We start from the raw sequence: 20498 nt of genomic DNA, 5'->3' as shown, positions 1-20498 counted from the left end.
GCGCTGACACCCCGACACGCCGCAAAGCGAGTGGATCAAGCGCCGGTCACGGCCCCGTCGACGCGGGCCCCGTTGACGCGGCGCCCGTCGGGGACGGAGAGGGGGCCGGCGCCTCGGTGCGGTGCGCGGTGGCGTCGCGTCGGGCCCAGGCGGTGGTGAGCAGGACCAGGGCCGCGATGTAGGTGACCATCACCGCCAGCCGCCGCCCGGGCGGCTCCACCCCCGCCGCACCGAGCCCGATCAGCGCGTCGGAGACGAGGAAGAGCGCCCCGCCGGCCGCCGCCCGGCGGGACACCCCCACCGATGCGGCGGCCATCAGGCTCAACGCCAGGCTGTAGCCGAGCACCGGCAGCCGCAGGTCGCCCAGCCGCTCCCAGAGCAGCGCGTTCGCGCCCGCCCAGACCGCCAGGTAGCCGGCGAACGCGGCCAGCGGCGCCCGCCGGTGCCGCAGGAAGGCGGTCAGGAAGCAGAGCTGGGTGCCGAGGAAGCACCCCATCCCGACCAGGAACGCGGTGGTGCCGGGCAGCAGCAGCGCCACGTCACCCGCCGTCGCGAACACCAGGCCGGCCGCCACCAGGTCCCACTTGCGGCGTACGCGCAGCAGCCAGGCCAGCAGCAGCGGCGCGAGCAGCGGCTTCGCCGCCCACTGCAGCGCGGGTACGTCGAGTGCGACGCCGGCCAGCTCGACAGCGACGACCGCCGCGTACAGTCCGGGCCAGAGCCGCCTCATCGGGCGGGCTGCCAGCCGGGCCGGCCGAGGACGTGCCCCAGCCGGTGCCGCCAGGACGTGTCCCGCCGGACGTCGGCCCAGATCGCGGCGTACTCGTGGGTGGCCACCCGCAACGGGTTGTAGGTGTTGATGTTCTTGGTCAGGCCGTAGCGGACGGCGGCGCGTTCGGGCTCGAAGCTGCCGAAGAGCCGGTCCCAGACGATCAGGATGCCGCCGTAGTTGCGGTCGAGGTACTCGGTGTTGGCGCCGTGGTGGACCCGGTGGTGCGACGGGGTGTTGAAGACCCATTCGATCGGCCGGGGCAGCACGTCGATCCGCTCGGTGTGCAGGAAGAACTGGTACAGCAGGCTGATCGACTGCTGGAGGAAGATCATCCACGGCGGGATGCCGAGGAGCGCCAGCGGCAGCCAGAACGGCAGCGAGGTCATCGGCGTCGTCCAGCCCTGCCGCAGTGCGGTGGAGAGGTTGTAGAACGTGCTGGAGTGGTGCACCACGTGGGCGGCCCAGAACAGGCGTACCTCGTGGTGGGTGCGGTGGAACCAGTAGTAGGCCAGGTCTTCGGCGAAGAAGAGCAGCACCCAGGTCCAGACGCTGGTGGGGGAGAGCTGCACCGGGGCGAGGGTCCACAGCCCCACGTAGAGGCCGACGGTGAGCAGCCGCCAGGGCGTTCCGATGAGCACGCTCCCGACGCCCATGGTGAGGCTGGTGGTGGTGTCGCGCAGCTCGTAGCCGCGTTCGTCGTCGTCGGGGGCGAACCGGTACGACAGCGCTTCCACGACGACGAGCAGCAGGAACGCCGGTACGGCGTAGAGCACGGCGGGGATCATGCTCGGCATTCCCTTCCTGGTGGGGTGGCGGGGGAGGTGAGCGAGGCGGTGAGCAGGGCGTGGGCCTGCGCGGCGGCGTCGTCGCCGCGCCCGTCGGCGATCGCCTCGGCCAGCCGGCGGTGGCCGGTGACGTCCAGCAGCTCGGCGGCGCGCCGCTCGGGCGGCACCTCGCCGACGGCCACCGCCCCGGCGACCAGGCTGTTGAAGGCCAGCAGGTACGCCGTGTTGCCGGAGCCGTCGACGATGTCCCGCCAGAGCACGATGTTCGCCTTGTCCATCGCGTGCAGGTCCGGGGCGAGCGCCGCGTACGCCTCGACGTCGCGGATGACGCTGCCCCGCAGCTCGGCATCGGCCCGCTCGGCGCAGAGCCGGGCGGCGTCCACGCCGACGCAGGCGCGCATCTCCAGCATGTCCCGTACCAGCGTGTCGACGGGGAGCACGTCGCCGGACTGTACGAGGGACAGCGCCAGGTCGAGACCGGCGTGCACCCGCCAGTCGAGCACCCGGGTGGCGCCGCCCTGGCTGACCCGGAGCAGGCCGAGCTGTTGCAGCCGCCGCAGCGCCTCGCGCACGGCGTGCCGGTTGACCGCGAACGCGGCGGCCAGCTCGCGCTCGCCCGGCAGCGGTTCGTCGGGGCGGTAGCGACCGCTGACGATGGCGTCGCGGAGCTGGCCGAAGACGTGGTCGGCGACGGAGCTGCGGGGGACGGGAACGAAGGCCACGGCAGCAGTGTGACCCCGGGCACATCAACCCGTCAACTGGTTGGACCAGTCCGCGTACCCGAAAAGGACGGCGGCCGGGTCTACGACCCGGCCGCCGTTTCGCGGGGTTCAGTCCCGGCCGCGCTCCCGTCGGTAGCGGCGGATCAGCGCGGCGGTTGAGGAGTCCACGTCGGACAGGTCCGGGTCGCCGCCGGTCAGCTTGGGCGCGAGCTGGTTGGCCATCACCTTGCCCAGCTCCACGCCCCACTGGTCGAACGGGTTGATGTCCCAGATCGCGCCCTCGGTGAAGACGATGTGCTCGTAGAGCGCGATCAGCTGACCGAGGGTGCCCGGGGTCAGCTTCGGCGCGATGATCGAGGTGGTCGGGTGGTTGCCCGGCATCACCCGGTGCGGCACCACCTTGGCCGCGGTGCCCTCCGCCTCGACCTGCTCCTTCGTCCGCCCGAACGCCAGCGCGGCGGTCTGCGCGAAGAAGTTCGACATGAACAGGTCGTGCATGTCGCCGAGGTCGTGGTTGGGCTGGCTGAACCCGATGAAGTCCGCCGGGATCAGCAGCGTGCCCTGGTGGATCAGCTGGTAGAACGCGTGCTGGCCGTTCGTGCCCGGCTCGCCCCAGAAGATCTCGCCGGTCTGGTGGTCGACCGCGGTGCCGTCCAGCGTCACCGACTTGCCGTTGCTCTCCATCGTCAGCTGCTGCAGGTACGCCGGGAACCGGTGCAGGTACTGCGAGTACGGCAGCACGGCGTGGGTCTGCGCGCCGAGGAAGTTGGTGTACCAGACGTTCAGCAGGCCCAGCAGTGCCGGGATGTTGCGCTGCACCGGCGTGGTCCGGAAGTGCTCGTCCACGGCGTGGTAGCCGGCCAGCAGTTCGCGGAACCGGTCCGGCCCGACCGCCAGCATCACCGACAGGCCGACGGCCGAGGGCAGCGAGTACCGGCCGCCCACCCAGTCCCAGAAGCCGAACATGTTCTGCGGGTCGATGCCGAAGTCGCGGACCCGCTGCTCGTTGGTGCTCACCGCGACGAAGTGCTTCGCGATCGCCGCGTCGTCGTCGGCGTCCAGCCCGGACAGCAGCCACATCTTCGCCTGGTTGGCGTTGGCCAGGGTCTCCTGGGTGGAGAAGGTCTTGGAGACGATCACGAAAAGGGTGGTCGCCGGGTCCAGGTCGTGGGTCTTGTCGTGGATGTCGGTCGGGTCGATGTTGGACACGAACCGGCAGCTGATCCCGCCGTCCCGGTACGCCTTCAGCGCCTCGTACGCCATCACCGGTCCGAGGTCGGACCCGCCGATGCCGATGTTGACCACCGTGCTGATTCGCTCGCCGGTGTGCCCCCGCCACTGCCCGGAGCGGACCCGCTCGGCGAACGCCGCCATCCGGTCCAGCACCCGGTGCACGTCGGCGACCACGTCCTGGCCGTCGGCGATCAGGTTGGCGTCGCGGGGCAGCCGCAGCGCGGTGTGCAGCACCGCGCGGTCCTCGGTGGAGTTGATGTGCCGCCCGGCGAACATGGCGCAGATCCGGTCGTTGAGCCGGGCCCGCTCGGCCAGCGCGGTGAGCAGCTCCAGCGTCTCGTCGGTGACCAGGTTCTTGCTGTAGTCGACGTGCAGGTCGGCGACCTCGCCGGTGAGCCGCTCACCTCGGCGCTGGTCGGCGTCGAACAGCTCCCGCAGGTGGGTGCCGCGCAACGTCTCGGCGTGCTTGCGCAGCGCCTGCCATTCGTCGGTGGTGGTCACACTCGCAGCCATCGGGTCGATCTTCTCCTTTGCGACGGGACGCCGGTGGCGCTCCGCGCGCCGCCGCCGGCTCGGCTCCAGCCTGCCACCCCGGCGGGGTCGGCGCGACGCGACGCGGCAGACCCGTCCCGCACCGTGGTCGGCGACACGCCGTTGCGACACGTGTACGACACGCCGGTCACGCCACGACACCGCGTGGTCGCCGACAGTAGGCTCTCCCCTGCCCTGTCCCTCGGCCCGGGAGGACCCATGGCGACGGTGATCGGCCCACGCCGCTCGTCCCGACAGGACGGCCCGTCCGACGACGCCGACGAACTGGAGCTGCCGGAGCTGGAGGACGGCCACTGGATGCACCGGGCGACCGAGTTCGCCCACACCAGCTTCCGGTCGGTCGCCCGGCGGCTGCCCCACCTGGTCCGGGAGGCGGTCACGCTGGCCTGGGCCACCAGCCGGCGGGACACCCTCGCGGCGATCGGCCTGAACCTCGCGGCCGGGGTGATGACCACCCTCGGGCTGCTCGCCACCACCGGCGTGCTGCGTGAGCTGTTCGCCGCCGGCCCGACACCCGACCGGGTCCGCGCCGCGCTGCCGTCGCTGGTCCTGGCCGCGCTGGCGGTGACGGCCCGGGGCGCCCTCACCGTGACCGCCGGCTGGGCCCAGGCCCGGCTGATGCCCCAGATCAACTACGAGGTGGAGCTGCGGCTCTTCGAGGCCACCACGGCGGTGGAACTGGCCGCCTTCGACGACGCCGGCTTCGCCGAGGAGATGGACCGGGTCCGGGACCGGGGGATGGCCGAGGCGGCGTCCATCGTCGACCACACGGTCAACCTGCTCACCGGCGTGGTCGGCGTGCTGGCCACCGCCGCGGCGGTGACCGTGATCCAGCCCGTGCTCCTGCCGTGCCTGCTGCTCGCCGCGGTGCCCGAGGCGGTCACCGCGGTCCGGATGGCCCGCCGGAAGTACCTGGCCATGCTGGCCCGGATCACCCGCCGCCGCCGGATGTGGATGCTGGCGCACCTGATGGCCAACCGGCGCACCGCCGTCGAGGTCCGGGCCTACCAGATGCGCGACTTCCTGCTGGGCGAGTTCCGCCGCGTGATGGCCGTGGAGACCCGGGCCGAGCTGCGCCTGGTCCGGGCGCAGAGCGCCACCCGGGCGTACGGCATGTCCGCCGCCGGGGTGGCTGCCTTCGGCATGTACGCCGTGCTCGGCGGGCTGCTGCTCACCGGCGTGGTCGCGCTGGCCGCCGCCGCGACCGCCCTGCTGGCGCTGCAGTCCGCCCGGTCCAGCCTCGGCATCGCCGTCTTCGCCACCAACAACCTCTACGAGGACGCCCTCTACTACCAGGACTACCGGGACTTCCTCGAGCGGGCGCGGGGGCGGATCGGGGTGGGGGAGGGCCGCCCGGCACCCGGGTTCGACACCATCGCACTCGACGGGGTCAGCCTCCGCTACCCGGACACGGACACCCCGGCGGTGGACGAGGTCAGCCTGACCGTCCGCCGGGGCGAGGTGGTCGCCCTGGTCGGCGAGAACGGTTCCGGCAAGACCACCCTGGCCAAGCTCATCGCCGGGCTCTACCGCCCCACCGGTGGGACGGTCCGCTGGGACGGCGTCGACCTCGCCGAGCTGGACCCGGCGCAGACCGCGGCCCAGGTGGCGGTGATGACCCAGGAGTACTGGAAGTTCCCCTTCACCGCCGGGCAGAACATCCGCATCGGCCGGCACGACCGCCGCGCCGACCAGGCCGGCCCGACCGTGGAGGACGCCGCCCGCGCCGCCGCCGCGCACGACATGATCGCCGACCTCCCGTTCGGGTACGACACGTTGCTCGACCGGGAGTTCAAGAACGGCCAGGACCTCTCCGGCGGCCAGTGGCAGCGCCTCGTCGCCGCCCGGGGCCTCTACCGGGAGGCCCGGCTGCTGATCTGCGACGAACCCTCCGCCGCTCTCGACGCCCGGGCCGAGCACGCCCTCTTCAAGCATTTGCGCCGCCGCCCCGACCGGGCGGTCGTCCTGATCACCCACCGGCTGGCCAACGTCCGGCACGCCGACCGGATCTTCGTGCTGGACCACGGCCGGCTGGTCCAGCACGGCACCCACGACGAGCTGATGGCCGCCGACGGGCTCTACCGGGAGCTGTTCGAACTCCAGGCGAGCGGCTACCTCGCGGCGGCCGGCACGGAGCCCGGGGGATCGTCGACCGGATGACGGCCGGGTGGGATCGGGCCTCCTCGCGCTGCTTCCCGCCGGCATCGGTCCGTCCACCCCGAAAGTTTCGGCGTCCCGCAGCCTCCGGCTCGTCGCCAGCTCCGCTGACACGCCGGGTGCGATCACTCGACGTGCGAGACATCGATTTTCGTTGAAGTGTCGGAAAGCTTTCGGTACCGTCAGGACGGGACCCCTCGACCCTCGCGGTGACAGTCGCAGCACGGCGGATCCCGGCGCGGCCTCCGGGCGGTCACGTCGGGCGACGGAGCCGGTCACCGCGTCGGGCGACGGTCGAGGCGCGACGTCCCACCCCCCCCCATCACTGTCGAAAGGTTGACCTGCCATGACCCACGTCCCCGCCCGCCCGGGCGGACGTCCGACGACCCGAGCCCGGCTCCGCGCGACCCTCATGGCCGCCACCGCGGGCGTCGCCGCCCTCGGCACGACACTCGCCCTGGCGCCCGGCGCCAGCGCCGCCACCACCCTGGGCGCGTCCGCCGCCCAGACCGGCCGCTACTTCGGTGCGGCGGTGGCCGCGAACAAGCTCTCCGACGCCACCTACGTCGGGATTCTCAACCGCGAGTTCACCTCGGTCACGCCCGAGAACGAGATGAAGTGGGACGCGACCGAGCCCACCCAGGGCCAGTTCACGTACGCCAACGCCGACCGCATCGTCAACCACGCCCGGGCCAACGGGATGCAGGTGCGCGGGCACGCCCTGGCCTGGCACTCGCAGCAGCCCGGCTGGGCGCAGAACCTCAGCGGCAGCGCCCTGCGCTCGGCGATGGTCAACCACGTCACCCAGGTGGCGACCTACTACCGGGGCAAGATCCACTCCTGGGACGTGGTGAACGAGGCGTTCGCCGACGGCGGCACCGGCGCCCGGCGCGACTCCAACCTCCAGCGCACCGGCAACGACTGGATCGAGGTGGCCTTCCGTGCCGCCCGGGCGGCCGACCCGACCGCCAAGCTCTGCTACAACGACTACAACACCGACGGGCAGAACGCGAAGAGCAACGCGGTGTACGCGATGGTGCAGGACTTCAAGGCCCGGGGCGTGCCGATCGACTGCGTCGGCTTCCAGTCCCACTTCAACAGCGCCTCCCCGGTGCCGGCCGACTACCAGGCCAACCTCCAGCGCTTCGCCAACCTCGGCGTGGACGTGCAGATCACCGAGCTGGACATCGAGGGGTCCGGGTCGGCCCAGGCCGACAACTACGCCCGGGTCGTCCGGGCCTGCCTCGCCGTGAGCCGCTGCACCGGCATCACCGTCTGGGGCATCCGGGACACCGACTCCTGGCGGGCCAGCGGCACCCCGCTGCTCTTCGACGGCAGCGGCAACAAGAAGCCGGCCTACACCGCCACGCTCGACGCGCTCAACGCCGGCGGCCCCACCACGCCGCCGACCACCACACCCCCGCCCACCACGCCCCCGCCGTCGACCCCGCCGCCCGGCGGTGCGTCCTGCACGGCCAGCGTGTCGCTCGACTCCTGGACCGGTGGCTTCGTCGCGACCGTCCGGGTCACCGCCGGCGCGTCGGCCGTCCGCGGCTGGACGGTGGCGCTCACCCTGCCGGCCGGCGCCGCGGTCACCAACTCCTGGAACGCGCAGCCCAGCGGCACCAGCGGCAGCCTGACCTTCCGCAACCTCAGCTACAACGGTCAGCTGGGCGCCGGCGCCAGCACCACCTTCGGCTTCCAGGGCACCGGCGTGGGACCGTCCGCCACGCCCACCTGCTCGGCGAGCTGAGCGGGTGATCCGGCGCGGAGGGCCGACCCTCCGCGCCGGCTCGGCCGGTCGGGCGCCGAGGACGCGTCCCGGTAGCCAAGCGGAACAACCCTCCGCACCACTCGGCGTCGGGCCGCCCGTCCGGCCGGTGTCCCGGTCGCCTCGGGCGGTCAGCCCTGCCGGGCGAAGAACTCCGCCATCGCCTGGGTGTGGGTGGAGAAGGCCAGCTCGACGGGCTCGGTGAGGACGAGCCACTCAGTGGCCTCCTCAGTCGGCGCCGACGGCGGCAGCCCGTCAGCCGGCCGCTCGGGCAGCTCCCCGAAGATCATGATGGTGCCGCCGGCCGGTGCCCCGTGCACCGCGAACAGCCGGGCCTGGTCGGCCTCGCCGATCAGGCCGGTCTCCTCGCGCAGCTCCCGGACCAGCGCGTCGGCCCACTCCTCGCCGTACTCGATGAAGCCACCCGGCAGCGCGAGCAGGCCGCGCGCCGGCTCGATGTCCCGGCGGACCACCACCAGGCCCAGGCCGGCGTCGGTGCGCACCGGCAGCAGCGCCACCGCTACCGGCAGCGGGTTACGCCAGACCGTCTCGCCGCAGGCCGCGCAGACCCGCGGCCAGCCGGCGTCCGCCGGGTAGCCGGCGCCGCAGAAGGAGCAGTGCGCGTACGGAGAGCCGGTCATGTCGCCGCACGTTACCGGCCCGGTGGCCGCTCCGGCGACCGATCAGCCTGCTCCCGGAGCGTCTCCCGGGCCTGCATCAGCGCGAAGCCGAGCAGGTTCAGCCCCCGCCACCGGGCCGGGTCCTCCGCACGCGGGTCGTCGGCGGCCAACCCGATGCCCCACACCCGGTCCACCGGGCTCGCCTCGACCAGCACCCGATCCCCGGTGCCCAGCAGATACGCCCGCAGGTCGTCGTGCTGGCCGAACTTGGCGACGCTGCCGGCGACCACGATGTCGTACCGCCGGGCCTCCCACACCGCCTGGTCGAAGCCGCGCACCTGGCGGCCGAGCGCCTTGGCGCGGTGCGGGTGGCCGGCGGCGAGGATCCGCTCGCCGGCCTCCTCGTCGCCGAAGAGCGCCGCCTTCTGCCACATCATCCAGTGCTCGGCGGTGGTGAAGCGGCGGCCGTCCACGGTGAACGCCGCCGGCCACCACTGGCTCAGGCAGCCCGCGCCGACGGTGCCGTCGCGCCGGGGCCGGTGCCCCCAGAAACAGAGGTACTTCACCGGCTGTCCGCTCTGGACGAGGGCGGCGAGGTCGGCGGCACTGCGAGGCGGCGGCATGCTCCACAGTGTCGCCCCGGGCACCGACACTCCGCCTCCCGGTTTCCCTCCGGCCCGCCGAAACCGACTCGTCCGGTGGCTCGGCGGGGACCTGGGAGCGCGCCGGGCCGTGTGTACCCGTACGGCCTGGCGCGTTTCCCGAGCTGGCCCGCGTACCCGGAAGGTCTGGTGGTCAGGCGGCGGGCGCGCCGGTGTAGAAGGCGGTGGTGCGTGCCGTCGCGGCCCGCGCGGCCTCCGGGTCGGTGCCGGCGGCGACGCTGGCCTCGCCCCAGCTCTCGCTGCTCAGGGTGACGAACCGTCGCCCCTCCTCGGAGCCCATCCAGGCTTCGGCCTGCTCGGGCGAGATCCCGCTGCCGTCGGCGGCCAGGTGCGAGGCGAGGCCGAGCAGCCCCAGGTCCCAGCCCACGCCGACCGCGCCCGGGCCGAACTCGGCCCAGCGCTCGTCGTCGACGTGCGCGACGTGCTCCAGCTCGAACCGGGTACGCCCGTCGCCCTCCGGCGTCAGCCGCACCTCGATCCAGCTGACCTCGTCGCCGTACTCCCAGGTGGCGGCGAAGCTCTTCGGCGGGTCGCAGCGTTGGATCGTGCCGCCGGCGTTGCCCTCGAGCTGGTAGCGGCCGTGCAGCCGCAGCTCGCCGGAGACCGGCAGGAACCAGCGGGGGATGCGTTCGGCGTTGGTGCAGGCGTCCCAGAGGTCCTCCAGGGGCGCGTCGTACGTCTGGCTGATCGTCATCACCCGGGCCTCGCCGGCTTCCAGGGTCCGGCTGCCCACGGTGCGCCGCACGGCGCTGATCTGGTGCGTGACGTCGGTCATCAGGGTTTCTCCTCGGTCGGGTCCTGCGGTGGGTGCAGGCGCCGTTCGCGTCGGCCGCGCGCCAGCTCGGTGGCGAGGGCGTCCAGGGCCGGGGCCCAGAACCGGCGGAAGCCGGCCAGCCACTCGTCGACCTCGCGCAGCGGTCGCGGGTCGACGGCGTAGAGACGGCGGGCGCCCTGCGGTCGGACGGTGGCGAAGCCGTTGTCTCGCAGCACCCGGAGGTGCTGCGAGACGGCGGGCTGCGAGATGCCGTACTCCCGCTGGATCACCGCGCAGACCTCCCCGGCGCTGAGCTCGCCATCGGCGAGCAGCTCCAGGATGCGGCGGCGCACCGGGTCGCCGAGGACGTCGAAGGCGTGCACGGACCCTTTCTATCAGCCGGGGCTTATATAAGCAATCACCCCAGTCGCGCGGCGACGGCGGCGCGTAGTTCGGGGAGCCGGCCGTGCAGCAGGCCGGGGCACTGGGTGTTGTTGAAGTCCTTGTGCCCGTAGATCTCGCTGGGCGCGATGCCGTACTGCTGGCAGGTGAAGGCGCAGAAGACGATTAGGCTGTTCCAGAGCGCCGCCGGCGGCTGCACGTTCAGGTAGATGCCGTCGTTCTCGATGCCGATCGCCTGGCTGTTCTGCCCGACGCAGTGCGCGCCCTGCACCATGGTCTGCCCGTGCAGCAGCGCGTAGAGGCTGCCGTGCCGGCCCTCGGTGAGGTATCCGCCGCGGCTGTTGGTGAAGTGCTGCCCGGAGTCGAGCCAGCCGTTGCTGTCCATGTGCAGATTCTGGATGTCGCGCGAGTTCGCGTACGCCTTGGCCAGGCTGTAGTCGGTGGTGTTCGGGAAGGCGGTGTGGTGCACGATGATCTTGTTGGGTCGGCTCTGCACCACGCTGACCGGCGACGACGGGGGTCGGGCGCCCCAGGTCGCGCAGTTGGCGATGACGGGCTGGTCGACGCGGGTGGCGACGGCGCGCGCGTCGCGGCCCCCGCCGAACTGGGTCAGGGCGGAAGCGCCGGCGGCGGCGCCGAGCAGGACCGCGCCGCGCAGCGCGGCCCGGCGGGACACGGGTACGGACATGGGGGTGCCTCCTTCGTCGGTGGTGCCGACGGCGGGCCGGCGGACCGCCGCCGGTGGGGGTCAGCAGGGTCCGTTGCAGGCCAGCACCCGGAGCCGGTCCAGGGTGCCGTTCCAGACGTTCTGGTCGCCGGGGAAGACGCCCGAGGACGACCACTGCCAGAAGGAGTACGTCGGCCAGCCCGCCGGCAGGGTGCCCACCGTGCTGGCGTAGCGGGCGATCCACAGCGGGTTGTTGGCGGCGAACTGCGACGTGTTGCCGGTGCAGGTGATCCACCAGTCGGTGGTGGTGTAGATGGTGGCCCACCGGCCGGTGCGCGCGTGGTACTGGTTGACGAAGGACGCGATCCAGCTGCGCATCGCGCTCTGGCTCAGGCCGTAGCAGGTCGCGCCGTACGGGTTGTACTCGATGTCGAGCGCGCCGGGCAGCGTCCGGCCGTCCTTGGACCAGCCCCCGCCGTGGTCGACGAAGTAGTTGGCCTGGGTGGCGCCGCTGGTGGTGTCCGGGCGGGCGAAGTGGTACGAGCCCCGGATCATCCCGACGTTGTAGGAGCCGTTGTACTGCTGGGCGAAGTACGGGTTGGTGTAGTAGGTGCCCTCGGTGGCCTTGACGTACGCGAACCGGGCGCCGTTGTTCCAGGCGGCCGACCAGTTCACGTTGCCCTGGTGGCTGGAGACGTCCATGCCGGGCAGGCCGGCGGGGGCGGCGCTGGCGGAGCCGGCGACGAGGCCGACGGCGGCGACCGCCGTGACGGTCGCCAGCAGTGCGGCCGTGGCCGCGCGGAGACGGTTCATCTTTCCTCCCTGGGGGGCGCCGCGGGGGCGGCGGGAGTGACGAAAGGAACTGTCAGTATTAGGTCACGATGCGTAGATAAATTTCAATAGACGAAGTCAAGATTATCTATGCGGTGTTCCCTGCCGTCCACACCTGACCGTCCGGCCATGGATCCGCGTCGACGTACCCGCCAGAATGGCGGGGCCAGCTGCCGAGCCCGGTGGGCGCGGCCAACGGAGAGGGTGACCGGATGGCGCACATCGACCTCGGCGTGGACGAACGGCGCGAGCCCGGCATCGTCGGCCTGCTGCGGTACCGGCCCGAGACCGCGGGACCGCTGATGGACCTGGCCGAGGTGCTGCTGCGCGGGCCGAGCAGCCTGAGCCGCGGTGAACGCGAGCTCATCGCCGCGTACGTGTCGGGCCGCAACGGGTGCGACTTCTGCCGCGCGTCGCACTCCGCCACCGCCGGTGCCCAGCTCGACGACGGCCCCGACCTGGTCGACCGGGTCCTCGCCGACCTGTCGACCGCCCCGGTGCCGGAGAAGCTGCGCGCCCTGCTCCGCCTCGCCGACACCGTCCGCGAGGACGGGCGCGCCGTCACCGGCGAGCTGGTCGACGCGGCCCGTGCCCACGGCGCCACCGATCGGGAGATCCACGACGTGGTCCTGATCGCCGCCGCCTTCAGCATGTACAACCGGTACGTCGACGGGCTCGGCGCCGCCACCCCGGACGACCCCCGGGCGTACGCGATGTCCGCGCAGCGGATCCTGACCGCCGGCTACCGCGCCTGAGGAAATCCGTCGCCGGAGTGTCGATCCGGACGCCCGCCGTTCGTGTGGAGAGTGGAAGCCGATCCACACCAGGAGGACGACATGAAGCAGTACCTGTTGAGCATGTACCAGCCCGAGGGCGGGACGCCGGACCCGGAGTTCCTGGCCGGGGTGATGCGGGAGCTGGGCGCCATCCGCGAGGAGCTCGAGGCGACCGGCTCGTGGGTCTTCGGGCAGGGGCTGCACGCCCCGGAGACCGCCACCGTGCTGCGCCCGAAGGACGGCGAGGTGCTGGTCACCGACGGCCCCTTCGTCGAGGGCAAGGAGTACCTGGGCGGGTTCACCATCATCCGAGCCGCCGACCTCGACGCCGCCCTCGAGTGGGGCCGCCGGTACGCCCTCGCCACCACCCTGCCGATCGAGGTGCGCCCCTTCCAGGGCGAGGGGTGACCCTCGACGTCGAGGCGACCTTCCGCGCCGAGTACGGCCGGGCGGTCGCCGCGCTGGTCCGCGTCCTCGGCGACATCGACCTCGCCGAGGAGGCGGTCCAGGACGCCTTCACCGAGGCGGTGCGGCGCTGGCCGGAGACCGGACTGCCGCCCAGCCCGGCCGGCTGGATCATCACCACCGCCCGCCGCCGCGCCATCGACCGGCTGCGGCGGGAGGCCTCCCGGGCGGACCGGCACGCCCAGGCCGCGCTGCTGTACGCCCAGGAGCCACCGGCCGAGGAGGGACCCGTGCGCGACGACCGGCTCCGGCTGATCTTCACCTGCTGCCACCCGGCGCTCGGCCCGGCCGTCCGGGTCGCGCTCACGCTGCGCCTGCTCGGCGGGTTGAGCACCGCCGAGATCGCCCGCGCCTTCCTGGTCCCCGAGGCCACCATGGCCCAGCGGCTGGTCCGCGCCAAGGCCAAGATCCGCGACGCCGGGATCCCGTACCGCGTCCCGCGCGACGCCGACCTGCCCGACCGGCTCCGGGCGGTGCTTGCCGTGGTCTACCTGATCTTCAACGAGGGGTACACGGCGAGTTCCGGGGATCGGCTGGTCCGCACGGAGCTGTGCGCCGAGGCGCTGCGGCTGGGTCGGCTGCTGGTCGATCTGATGCCCGACGAGCCGGAGGCGCTGGGCCTGCTCGCGCTGATGCTGCTCACCGAGGCCCGGCGCCCCGCCCGGGTCACCGCCCAGGGCGCACTGGTCCCACTCGCCGAGCAGGACCGCACCCGCTGGGACCAGGCGCTGATCGCCGAGGGGCAGGCCCTGGTCCGCCGCTGCCTGCGCCGCAACCGGCCCGGCCCGTACCAGCTCCAGGCCGCGATCAACGCCGTGCACAGCGACGCCCCCACCGATTGGGGTCAGGTCCTCCAGCTCTACGACCAGCTCCAGGCGCTCGCCCCCGGCCCGGTGGTGGCGCTGAACCGGGCGGTGGCCGTCGCCGAGGTGCACGGCCCCGCCGTGGCGCTCGCCCTCGTCGACGACCTGCACCTCGACACATACCACGTCTTCCACGCCGTCCGCGCCAACCTCCTCCGCCGCCTCGGCCGCCCGGCCGAGGCGGCCGCGGCCTACGAGGCCGCCATCGCCCACACCGCCAACGAACCCGAGCGCGCCCACCTCCGCGCCCAGCTCGCCGCCCAGCTTGATCGGCTACGCCTCAGCGACCCGACACGCCGGGGGATGAGCCGCTGACACGTAGCCGATCACGGTGGCCGTAGCAGGCCGCGGGGGCGAATGGGGGCTGTCCACAGGGGGGTTGGGCTTCCACAGGAGTCTTGTGGGGGTGTGGGGGGCGCGGCAGGGTCTGCGGGGTGAACGAGGTGCTCGGGTCTCTGGTCAGGCATGGAGGCGGGGTGGTCACCTGGGCTGTGGCGCGGCAGGTGGTGCCGGAGTGGATGCTGCGCCGAGCCTGTCGAGCCGGCCACCTCGTCCGGGTGCTGCCTCAGGTCTACGTCGACGCCCGGTTGATTCGCGATCCGGTGCTTCCAGGGGATCCCGTACTCGCCCGCCTCGATCCACCGGCAGCGCAGCGCGCCGCGCTGGCGTACGCCGACGGGCGGGCTGCGCTGAGTCTGTTGAGCGCCCTCGACGTGTGGGGGCTGCGCCGACAGGCCCTCGGTGAGCCGGTGCATCTCGACGTGGCCGCCGGCTCCGGACTCCGCCCACGGCCACACCTCCTCATTCACCACCGCCGGGGGTTCTCCCTCGCCCCACCGCAGGTTCTGAGTCGAGGCGGTCTCCCGCTCGTCCGGCTCGAGCGGGCGCTGGTCGACGCGTGGCCGCTGCTGCCCGCCGTGGAAAGACCCGATGCGGTCATCCGCGCGGTGAACGATCGCCTGACCACACCCCAGCGGCTCGGCGCCGCCCTGGGTGCGACTCCGCGACTGCCTGGCCGCGCCGAGCTGCGGGCTCTGCTGGCAAAGCTCGATGCCGGCTGCCGCAGCCCGTTGGAGATCTGGGGCCACGACCACGTCTTCACCGGCCCGGGGATGCCGCCGTTCCAACGGCAGACGCGGATCGTCGTCGGTCGCCGGACGATGTACCTGGACGTCTGGGCCGAGCGGGAGCGGGTCGACTTCGAACTCGACGGCGCCGCGACCCACGGTGACCGGCGACAACGCGAGGTCGACCTGCGGCGGGACGCGCTGCTCGCCACCGCCGGCATCCTGGTGGTGCGCTTCGCCCACCGCCGCCTGGTGCACGAGACCGACGCGGTACGCCGCGAGGTGCTGACGATCCTGGCCAGCCGCCGCCTGAGCGCGTGACGGTGTCGGCGGGCGCGAGGCGGGCGGGCCTCGCCGTCGAACCCGATCAGGCCGCACGTGGCAAAGCTGGCAGCGGGTGCGCGCCGGCGTCGCCGAAGGCCTGGCAAGCCGGCAGCTCCGCCGCGCCCCGCCCCGGGCAAGACGGGATGAGGTCAGTCGCGGAGGGTGCGGAGGATGCGGGTCAGGTGCGCGTGGTCGGCGGGGGAGAGGTGACCGAAGAAGCGGTCCGCCTCGGCGGTGCGGGCCGCGCGGATGGCCGCGCCGATCCGCGTACCCTCGTCGGTCAGCGTGACCAGGGTCGCGCGCCGGTCGGCCGGGTCGGGGTGGCGCGCGACGAGCCCGCGTTCCTCCAGGCCGTCGACGACCTCGGTGGTGGAGCGGGGGGCGATGTGCAGGTGGTCGGCGAGCGCGCTGAGCCGCATGGGCCCGTGCCGGCCGAGCACGGCGAGGGCGCGGGCGTGGCCGGGGTTGATCTCCCACGGTTCGAGGGTCTGCCGGGACTGGTGGCGCAGCCGGCGGGCCACCGCCCAGAACAGCTCGGCCAGGCTCTCCTCGTGCGCCTCGCGCTCGTCGGCGTCCACGGGAATACGGTAGCAGAACTTCCTGTTGTTCCCTCATGATGAGGTAACCTCAGCAATAGCCCCGACAGGAAGAGGCACTCCTTGGATCCGACCCCCAACCATCGGGAGGGCCGCGGCGGCGCCCCCCGTACCGTCTCCGCCGCCGAGAAGGCCCAGGCCCGCGACGTGTCGCTGCGCCGCATCGGCCGGCTCTTCACCGCGTACCGCTGGCAGTTGGCCACCATCACGGTGATCATCGTGGTCTCGTCGGTGCTGGCGATGGCCACGCCGTTCCTGCTGCGTGCCGTGATCGACCGCGCGCTGCCCGAGCGGGACCTGACCCTGCTGGTCTGGCTGGTCGTCGGCATGGTCGCGGTCGCGGCCGTGACCGCCGTGCTCGGCGTCGTGCAGACCTGGATCTCCACCCGCGTCGGCCAGCTGGTGATGCACCGGCTGCGCACCGACGTCTTCACCCACCTGCACCGCCAGTCGATCGCGTTCTTCATCCGCACGCGCACCGGCGAGGTGCAGTCCCGCATCACCAACGACATCGGCGGCATGCAGACCGTCGTCACCTCCACCGCCACCTCGATCGCGGCCAACCTGACCACGGTGGTGGCCACCGCGGTCGCCATGGTGGCGCTCTCCTGGCGGCTCTCCCTGGTCTCGCTTCTGGTGCTGCCCCCGGCGATCTGGCTGACCCGCAAGGTGGCCCGGATGCGCCGCGAGATCACCGCCCAGCGCCAGCGCGAGCTGGCCGATCTCAACGTCACCATCGAGGAAGGGCTGTCGATCAGCGGCGTGCAGCTCAGCAAGACCCTCGGCGCCGGCGCCGCGCTGATCGACCGGTTCGCCACCTCGTCGGCCCGCCTGGTCGACCTCGAACTCCGCTCCGAGCTGGCCGGGCGCTGGCGGATGGCCACGATGACGGTCATCTTCGCCGCCATCCCGGCGGTGATCTACCTCAGCGCCGGCCTGCCCGGCACCGCCGGCACCCTCAGCATCGGCACGCTGGTCGCCTTCACCGCCCTGCAGGGCGGGCTGTTCCGCCCCCTGATGGGGCTGCTCAACGTCGGCGTCTCGCTGACCGCGTCGCTGGCGCTCTTCGCCCGGATCTTCGAGTACCTGGACCTCCCGGTGGAGGTGGACGACCCGGCGCGCCCGGTCGAGATCGACCCCGCGCGGGTCCGCGGACACCTGCGTCTCGAGGACGTCACCTTCAGCTACCCGGGCAGCGACACCGCCGCCGTCGCCGGGATCACCCTGGACGTGCCGGCGGGCACCAGCCTGGCCCTCGTCGGCGAGACCGGCTCCGGCAAGAGCACCCTGGCCGCCCTGGTCAGCCGCCTGCACGACCCGGGCAGCGGCCGGATCACCATCGACGGCGTCGACCTGCGCGACCTGCGGCTGACCGACCTCGCGGCCGTGGTGGGCGTGGTCAGCCAGGAGACCTACCTGCTGCACACCACCGTGCGGGAAAACCTCCGGTACGCCCGGCCCGACGCCACCGACGCCGAGATCGAGGACGCGGCCCGCGCCGCGCAGATCCACGACCTCATCGCCGGCCTTCCCGACGGGTACGACACCGTGGTCGGCTCCCGAGGGCACCGCTTCTCCGGCGGGGAGAAGCAGCGCCTGGCGATCGCCCGCACGCTGCTGCGCGACCCGCGCATCCTGGTGCTGGACGAGGCCACCAGCGCCCTGGACACCGAGACCGAACGGGCGGTGCAGCGGGCCTTCGACCAGCTCGCCCGGGGTCGTACCGTGATCACGATCGCGCACCGGCTCTCCACCGTGCGCGACGCCGACCAGATCGCCGTGGTCGACCACGGGCGCATCGTCGAGTCCGGCACCCACGACATGCTGATCGACCGCGACGGGCGCTACGCGGCGCTCGCCCGCTGACCCGGCGCCGCCGGCGGGGGCCCGAGCATCGGGCGGTGCCTGGCAGCCACAACGGGGCTGTCGATCACTTGGGATCTTGTCGTACTAGTCTTCGCCGCATGGCCTTGCGACCGGACGAGTTCTATGACCACGCAGTCGCCGTCGCGGACAGCGAGCGCCGGCTTCCGTTGGCCCGCATGACGGGATGGGAGATCAGCCCGTTCGAGCCGGACGGACTGCGCGTAGCGCCGTTGCGCCCGCCGGTGCTCCCGGAGCCCGCGCGGCACGGCGAGGATCCGTCGGACTGCAACGCCTGCCGCGACCGGGACGAAGGGATCTGGTTCAACGATCACTGGCGGCTGGCCCGGATTCCGGGCGTGGGCGTCCCGCTGGTGCTCATGCTGTACCCGCGCGATCACTACGACATGGCGGATCTACCTGACGAACTGGCCGCCGAACTGGGGCTGCTGAGCACTCGCATCGTCCGCCACATCCAGGCACTGCCGCACATCTCGCGGGCCCACGTCTACCGCATCGGAGATGGTGGCGCCCACCTGCACGTCTGGTTCTTCGCTCGGCCCGAGGGGCAGGCCCAGTTGTACGGGTCGTGGCTGGTCGTCTGGGACGACCTGCTGCCGGAGTACCCGGCGGACGTCGCCGAAGCTGACGCTGGAATCGTGGCGGACGCGTTGATCGCGTGCCACGGCGGCCACCGGTCGCCCACCAGCGAACCGGCCGGTCGGTAGTCCGACATCGTCAGCGGGCCAGGTCGGCGATGAGGCTCACGGAGCCCGCCACGATCACCACACCGAATATGTACGACAGGACGGCATGGGACAGCACGCTGCCCCGGATCTTCGGATCGCTGATGGCCGTGTCCGACACCTGGTAGGTCATGCCGATCGTGAAGGCGACGTAGGCCAGGTCGCGGTAGGTGGTCTGCCCCTGCACAGGCTGGCCTTCGAAGCCGATCCCCCCGATCGTCGATCGGAACTGCAGGTCGGCGTAGCGCAGGGTGAAGACCGTGTTGACAACGGTCCACGACAGCAGGACGGTCAGCATTGCGACGCCGACGAGCAGCACCCGCGTCGAGCCGCTCTGCTTGCCGGCGAGGCTGAGAGCAAGGCCGACACCCAGCAGGCTGGTGACGCCCGCTGCTACCAGCAGCACTGCGGCGGTCACCCGCGTCTCGTCCTCACGCATGGCCATCTCCTCGGTGTGGGAGCTGTCCGCTCGGATGATGACCGGCCAGATGCTGAGGAGGAAGGCGAGCGCGGCGGCGTCCCAGCCCCCGACCGCGGCCAACTGCCACGTCATGAACGGCAGGAGCGCGAGAGCGACAATGAGCCCGATGGAGGCGACGAGGACGGCTCGCCGCAGGGCAGGGGCGTGCCAGCCCAGGCATCGGTGATACAACGTCTCCGGGGGCATGCCGGTCATCGTCCGAGTGTCGCCCATCGCATCGCACGGCGTGCTCATTGCCGCGCACAGCGAGCCCCTTGGTCACCTGGATGGCCCACTTGCGTCGTCGTCAGCTGCAGGCGCGGCCCGGAGAGGTGCGGACCTTACGGTTGCTCTGGCGGCCGTACGTGCGGAGCCAGGCGTTCGCCCGCAGTGAGGTTGTCGCGCCAGTAGCGGTAGACCAGGCCGGGTACCACCTCGACCGACCCTGCTGCGACGAGGCAGGTAAGAAGATCACCGCCGGCCGGTGCGTCGATGTCGAAGGCGACGATCACTGGTGGTTCTTCACCGACGTGCCGACGCACGAGTGCGCGCTCGTCGAGGGTGGGTTCCCGGAACCGAGGATCCCGGAACTGGGTCGGGCAGGCCAGGTATGCGACGTCGGTGAAGACCACCTCCAGACCGTGGTGGTAGGTCAGGTCGTGTCCCGCGGCCAACCGAAGCTGAGAGCCGTCGAAGTGCAGCGCGTCCCAATCCCACCAAGATCCCTCAGGCAGTTCGATCACACCGCCGATCCTCCCATCGGTGATCAATCAACAGGTGGGACGCGGTCAAGCATCTCCCGGGACACGACACGGCGGGGTCGCGCCCAACTGCGAAGCGACGGGAGATCCGGGTACCACCGGTTTAGGCGGTCGGCGGCCCGGCGGCGCGTACCCGAGGGTCGGCCAGGGCGCGCGCCATGGCGGCGATCAGCCCGCTCGCGCACAGGGTCGGGGCGCCGACCAGGAACTCCTCGCGTTCCATCCACTCGACCCGCTCGACGCCCGGACGATCCAGCAGCGCCTGGTCCAGCGAGCGCTCGGAGTCGTCGTCGTAGCACGACCGGGCCTCGTCGCCGAGCCACAGACCCCAGTGGAAGGGGCCGAGACGCGCCGGCCCCGAGTCCGACTCGTCGTGGATCTCCAACCAGCGGTCGCGTGGTTCGGCGAGCAGGACGCCGAGGGCGTTCGCGGCGACGAGGTCCGGCAGCGTCATCGGCGGCTCGCCGGGCTCGGTGGAGGGCAGCACCAGGCCGGCGAGGTCCTCGTCGTGCTCGGGGCAGGAGCACTCCGGCCGTCGCGGCGGCGCCCAGTGGGCGGTATCGGGGCTTGGTGCGGCTGAGAGGGGCATGGGCGCATCGTAGGGGTGCCGACGCCCCCGTGGGGTCCGCGAGGAGCCGATCTCGAATAC

Annotated in this window: 22 protein-coding genes; 8 read left to right on the top strand and 14 right to left on the bottom strand. The window is 72.4% G+C overall.

Annotated elements, in window-relative coordinates; all coding sequences use genetic code 11:
• Nucleotides 1–46: 46 nt before the first annotated feature.
• The 4 genes from ACTMTB_RS15665 to pgi all read right to left on the bottom strand — a co-directional run bounded on the left by ACTMTB_RS15665 (nucleotide 47) and on the right by pgi (nucleotide 4025).
• The gene (locus ACTMTB_RS15665; protein ID WP_441146236.1) at nucleotides 47–730 is read right to left on the bottom strand and encodes a lysoplasmalogenase; all 684 of its coding nucleotides are present in this window, start codon (nucleotides 728–730) and stop codon (nucleotides 47–49) included.
• Nucleotides 727–1566 carry a sterol desaturase family protein gene (locus tag ACTMTB_RS15660; RefSeq protein ID WP_441146234.1) on the bottom strand — a complete coding sequence of 280 codons (840 nt, stop codon included), beginning with the start codon at nucleotides 1564–1566 and terminating at the stop codon, nucleotides 727–729. Before ACTMTB_RS15660 ends, ACTMTB_RS15665 begins: the two co-directional genes overlap by 4 nt.
• Nucleotides 1554–2279 carry a FadR/GntR family transcriptional regulator gene (locus ACTMTB_RS15655; RefSeq protein ID WP_441146232.1) on the bottom strand — a complete coding sequence of 242 codons (726 nt, stop codon included), beginning with the start codon at nucleotides 2277–2279 and terminating at the stop codon, nucleotides 1554–1556. Before ACTMTB_RS15655 ends, ACTMTB_RS15660 begins: the two co-directional genes overlap by 13 nt.
• Nucleotides 2280–2387: 108 nt before the next feature.
• On the bottom strand, nucleotides 2388–4025 hold the full coding sequence (pgi, locus tag ACTMTB_RS15650; protein ID WP_441146230.1) for a glucose-6-phosphate isomerase: 1638 nt from the start codon (nucleotides 4023–4025) through the stop codon (nucleotides 2388–2390).
• Between the two features lie 237 nt (nucleotides 4026–4262).
• Here pgi and ACTMTB_RS15645 point away from each other — a divergent pair, with 237 nt between their 5' ends.
• Together ACTMTB_RS15645 and ACTMTB_RS15640 are read left to right on the top strand one after the other, a co-directional pair.
• A complete protein-coding gene (locus ACTMTB_RS15645) occupies nucleotides 4263–6224 on the top strand; it encodes an ABC transporter ATP-binding protein (protein ID WP_441146228.1) in 1962 nt (653 codons plus the stop codon).
• A 343-nt stretch (nucleotides 6225–6567) separates the two neighbouring features.
• Nucleotides 6568–7974, top strand: a complete 1407-nt coding sequence (locus ACTMTB_RS15640; RefSeq protein ID WP_441146226.1) for an endo-1,4-beta-xylanase — start codon at nucleotides 6568–6570, stop codon at nucleotides 7972–7974.
• Nucleotides 7975–8123: 149 nt separating this feature from the next.
• Here ACTMTB_RS15640 and ACTMTB_RS15635 read toward each other — a convergent pair whose 3' ends face one another.
• The 6 genes from ACTMTB_RS15635 to ACTMTB_RS15610 form a co-directional block, all read right to left on the bottom strand.
• Nucleotides 8124–8633, bottom strand: coding sequence for an NUDIX domain-containing protein (locus ACTMTB_RS15635; protein ID WP_441146224.1), 510 nt, complete (start codon nucleotides 8631–8633; stop codon nucleotides 8124–8126).
• Nucleotides 8634–8644: 11 nt separating this feature from the next.
• On the bottom strand, nucleotides 8645–9235 hold the full coding sequence (locus ACTMTB_RS15630) for an NADAR family protein (protein ID WP_441146222.1): 591 nt from the start codon (nucleotides 9233–9235) through the stop codon (nucleotides 8645–8647).
• A gap of 172 nt (nucleotides 9236–9407) precedes the next feature.
• Complete coding sequence (locus tag ACTMTB_RS15625) at nucleotides 9408–10049, bottom strand: SRPBCC family protein (RefSeq protein WP_441146220.1); 642 nt, start codon at nucleotides 10047–10049, stop codon at nucleotides 9408–9410.
• Nucleotides 10049–10411 (bottom strand): ArsR/SmtB family transcription factor, encoded by a 363-nt coding sequence (locus ACTMTB_RS15620; RefSeq protein WP_210776895.1) that lies wholly within the window; start codon nucleotides 10409–10411, stop codon nucleotides 10049–10051. The genes ACTMTB_RS15625 and ACTMTB_RS15620 overlap by 1 nt, the downstream gene beginning before the upstream one ends.
• A gap of 35 nt (nucleotides 10412–10446) precedes the next feature.
• The gene (locus ACTMTB_RS15615; protein WP_441146218.1) at nucleotides 10447–11118 is read right to left on the bottom strand and encodes a peptidoglycan recognition protein family protein; all 672 of its coding nucleotides are present in this window, start codon (nucleotides 11116–11118) and stop codon (nucleotides 10447–10449) included.
• 60 nt (nucleotides 11119–11178) lie between these two features.
• Entirely contained in the window at nucleotides 11179–11910 is a 732-nt protein-coding gene (locus tag ACTMTB_RS15610; protein ID WP_441146216.1) for a lysozyme, read from the bottom strand.
• Between the two features lie 230 nt (nucleotides 11911–12140).
• On the opposite strand from ACTMTB_RS15610, the gene ACTMTB_RS15605 reads away from it, so the two are divergent.
• The 4 genes from ACTMTB_RS15605 (at nucleotide 12141) to ACTMTB_RS15590 (ending at nucleotide 15420) form a co-directional block, all read left to right on the top strand.
• Nucleotides 12141–12683 carry a carboxymuconolactone decarboxylase family protein gene (locus tag ACTMTB_RS15605; RefSeq protein WP_334570531.1) on the top strand — a complete coding sequence of 181 codons (543 nt, stop codon included), beginning with the start codon at nucleotides 12141–12143 and terminating at the stop codon, nucleotides 12681–12683.
• A gap of 81 nt (nucleotides 12684–12764) precedes the next feature.
• On the top strand, nucleotides 12765–13112 hold the full coding sequence (locus ACTMTB_RS15600; protein ID WP_280840507.1) for a YciI family protein: 348 nt from the start codon (nucleotides 12765–12767) through the stop codon (nucleotides 13110–13112).
• The gene (locus ACTMTB_RS15595) at nucleotides 13109–14347 is read left to right on the top strand and encodes an RNA polymerase sigma factor (protein WP_441146213.1); all 1239 of its coding nucleotides are present in this window, start codon (nucleotides 13109–13111) and stop codon (nucleotides 14345–14347) included. The genes ACTMTB_RS15600 and ACTMTB_RS15595 overlap by 4 nt, the downstream gene beginning before the upstream one ends.
• A 161-nt stretch (nucleotides 14348–14508) precedes the next feature.
• The gene (locus ACTMTB_RS15590; RefSeq protein ID WP_441146212.1) at nucleotides 14509–15420 is read left to right on the top strand and encodes a DUF559 domain-containing protein; all 912 of its coding nucleotides are present in this window, start codon (nucleotides 14509–14511) and stop codon (nucleotides 15418–15420) included.
• Nucleotides 15421–15572: 152 nt separating this feature from the next.
• Here the strand turns inward: ACTMTB_RS15590 and ACTMTB_RS15585 are convergent, their stop codons facing one another.
• The gene (locus ACTMTB_RS15585; RefSeq protein WP_308495234.1) at nucleotides 15573–16001 is read right to left on the bottom strand and encodes a MarR family winged helix-turn-helix transcriptional regulator; all 429 of its coding nucleotides are present in this window, start codon (nucleotides 15999–16001) and stop codon (nucleotides 15573–15575) included.
• An 81-nt stretch (nucleotides 16002–16082) separates the two neighbouring features.
• Here ACTMTB_RS15585 and ACTMTB_RS15580 point away from each other — a divergent pair, with 81 nt between their 5' ends.
• Together ACTMTB_RS15580 and ACTMTB_RS15575 are read left to right on the top strand one after the other, a co-directional pair.
• The gene (locus ACTMTB_RS15580) at nucleotides 16083–17885 is read left to right on the top strand and encodes an ABC transporter ATP-binding protein (RefSeq protein ID WP_441146209.1); all 1803 of its coding nucleotides are present in this window, start codon (nucleotides 16083–16085) and stop codon (nucleotides 17883–17885) included.
• 98 nt (nucleotides 17886–17983) lie between these two features.
• Nucleotides 17984–18610: a hypothetical protein gene (locus ACTMTB_RS15575; RefSeq protein ID WP_441146207.1), complete on the top strand. Its 627-nt coding sequence runs from the start codon at nucleotides 17984–17986 to the stop codon at nucleotides 18608–18610.
• A gap of 10 nt (nucleotides 18611–18620) precedes the next feature.
• Here ACTMTB_RS15575 and ACTMTB_RS15570 read toward each other — a convergent pair whose 3' ends face one another.
• The 3 genes from ACTMTB_RS15570 to ACTMTB_RS15560 all read right to left on the bottom strand — a co-directional run bounded on the left by ACTMTB_RS15570 (nucleotide 18621) and on the right by ACTMTB_RS15560 (nucleotide 20438).
• Nucleotides 18621–19304: a DUF1345 domain-containing protein gene (locus ACTMTB_RS15570; RefSeq protein WP_441146205.1), complete on the bottom strand. Its 684-nt coding sequence runs from the start codon at nucleotides 19302–19304 to the stop codon at nucleotides 18621–18623.
• Between the two features lie 125 nt (nucleotides 19305–19429).
• Nucleotides 19430–19831, bottom strand: coding sequence for a hypothetical protein (locus tag ACTMTB_RS15565; protein WP_441146203.1), 402 nt, complete (start codon nucleotides 19829–19831; stop codon nucleotides 19430–19432).
• A gap of 121 nt (nucleotides 19832–19952) precedes the next feature.
• Nucleotides 19953–20438, bottom strand: a complete 486-nt coding sequence (locus ACTMTB_RS15560) for a hypothetical protein (protein ID WP_441146201.1) — start codon at nucleotides 20436–20438, stop codon at nucleotides 19953–19955.
• Nucleotides 20439–20498: the final 60 nt, after the last annotated feature.

Origin of the sequence: Micromonospora sp. L32 (assembly GCF_052068055.1) — a bacterium.
Lineage (GTDB): Bacteria > Actinomycetota > Actinomycetes > Mycobacteriales > Micromonosporaceae > Micromonospora > Micromonospora purpureochromogenes.
The sequence above is the reverse complement of the archived record's forward strand: the minus strand, read 5'-3'. Positions and strand labels throughout refer to the sequence as shown.

What these genes read in the sequence shown, in the direction of transcription:
- ACTMTB_RS15615 (WP_441146218.1), bottom strand. Translation starts at nt 11,118, where the DNA reads ATGTCCGTACCCGTGTCCCGCCGGGCCGCGCTGCGCGGCGCGGTCCTG.
- ACTMTB_RS15625 (WP_441146220.1), bottom strand. Translation starts at nt 10,049, where the DNA reads ATGACCGACGTCACGCACCAGATCAGCGCCGTGCGGCGCACCGTGGGC.
- ACTMTB_RS15560 (WP_441146201.1), bottom strand. Translation starts at nt 20,438, where the DNA reads ATGCCCCTCTCAGCCGCACCAAGCCCCGATACCGCCCACTGGGCGCCG.
- pgi (WP_441146230.1), bottom strand. Translation starts at nt 4,025, where the DNA reads ATGGCTGCGAGTGTGACCACCACCGACGAATGGCAGGCGCTGCGCAAG.
- ACTMTB_RS15630 (WP_441146222.1), bottom strand. Translation starts at nt 9,235, where the DNA reads ATGCCGCCGCCTCGCAGTGCCGCCGACCTCGCCGCCCTCGTCCAGAGC.
- ACTMTB_RS15605 (WP_334570531.1), top strand. Translation starts at nt 12,141, where the DNA reads ATGGCGCACATCGACCTCGGCGTGGACGAACGGCGCGAGCCCGGCATC.
- ACTMTB_RS15635 (WP_441146224.1), bottom strand. Translation starts at nt 8,633, where the DNA reads ATGACCGGCTCTCCGTACGCGCACTGCTCCTTCTGCGGCGCCGGCTAC.
- ACTMTB_RS15645 (WP_441146228.1), top strand. Translation starts at nt 4,263, where the DNA reads ATGGCGACGGTGATCGGCCCACGCCGCTCGTCCCGACAGGACGGCCCG.
- ACTMTB_RS15610 (WP_441146216.1), bottom strand. Translation starts at nt 11,910, where the DNA reads ATGAACCGTCTCCGCGCGGCCACGGCCGCACTGCTGGCGACCGTCACG.
- ACTMTB_RS15660 (WP_441146234.1), bottom strand. Translation starts at nt 1,566, where the DNA reads ATGCCGAGCATGATCCCCGCCGTGCTCTACGCCGTACCGGCGTTCCTG.
- ACTMTB_RS15665 (WP_441146236.1), bottom strand. Translation starts at nt 730, where the DNA reads ATGAGGCGGCTCTGGCCCGGACTGTACGCGGCGGTCGTCGCTGTCGAG.
- ACTMTB_RS15640 (WP_441146226.1), top strand. Translation starts at nt 6,568, where the DNA reads ATGACCCACGTCCCCGCCCGCCCGGGCGGACGTCCGACGACCCGAGCC.
- ACTMTB_RS15575 (WP_441146207.1), top strand. Translation starts at nt 17,984, where the DNA reads ATGGCCTTGCGACCGGACGAGTTCTATGACCACGCAGTCGCCGTCGCG.
- ACTMTB_RS15570 (WP_441146205.1), bottom strand. Translation starts at nt 19,304, where the DNA reads ATGACCGGCATGCCCCCGGAGACGTTGTATCACCGATGCCTGGGCTGG.
- ACTMTB_RS15600 (WP_280840507.1), top strand. Translation starts at nt 12,765, where the DNA reads ATGAAGCAGTACCTGTTGAGCATGTACCAGCCCGAGGGCGGGACGCCG.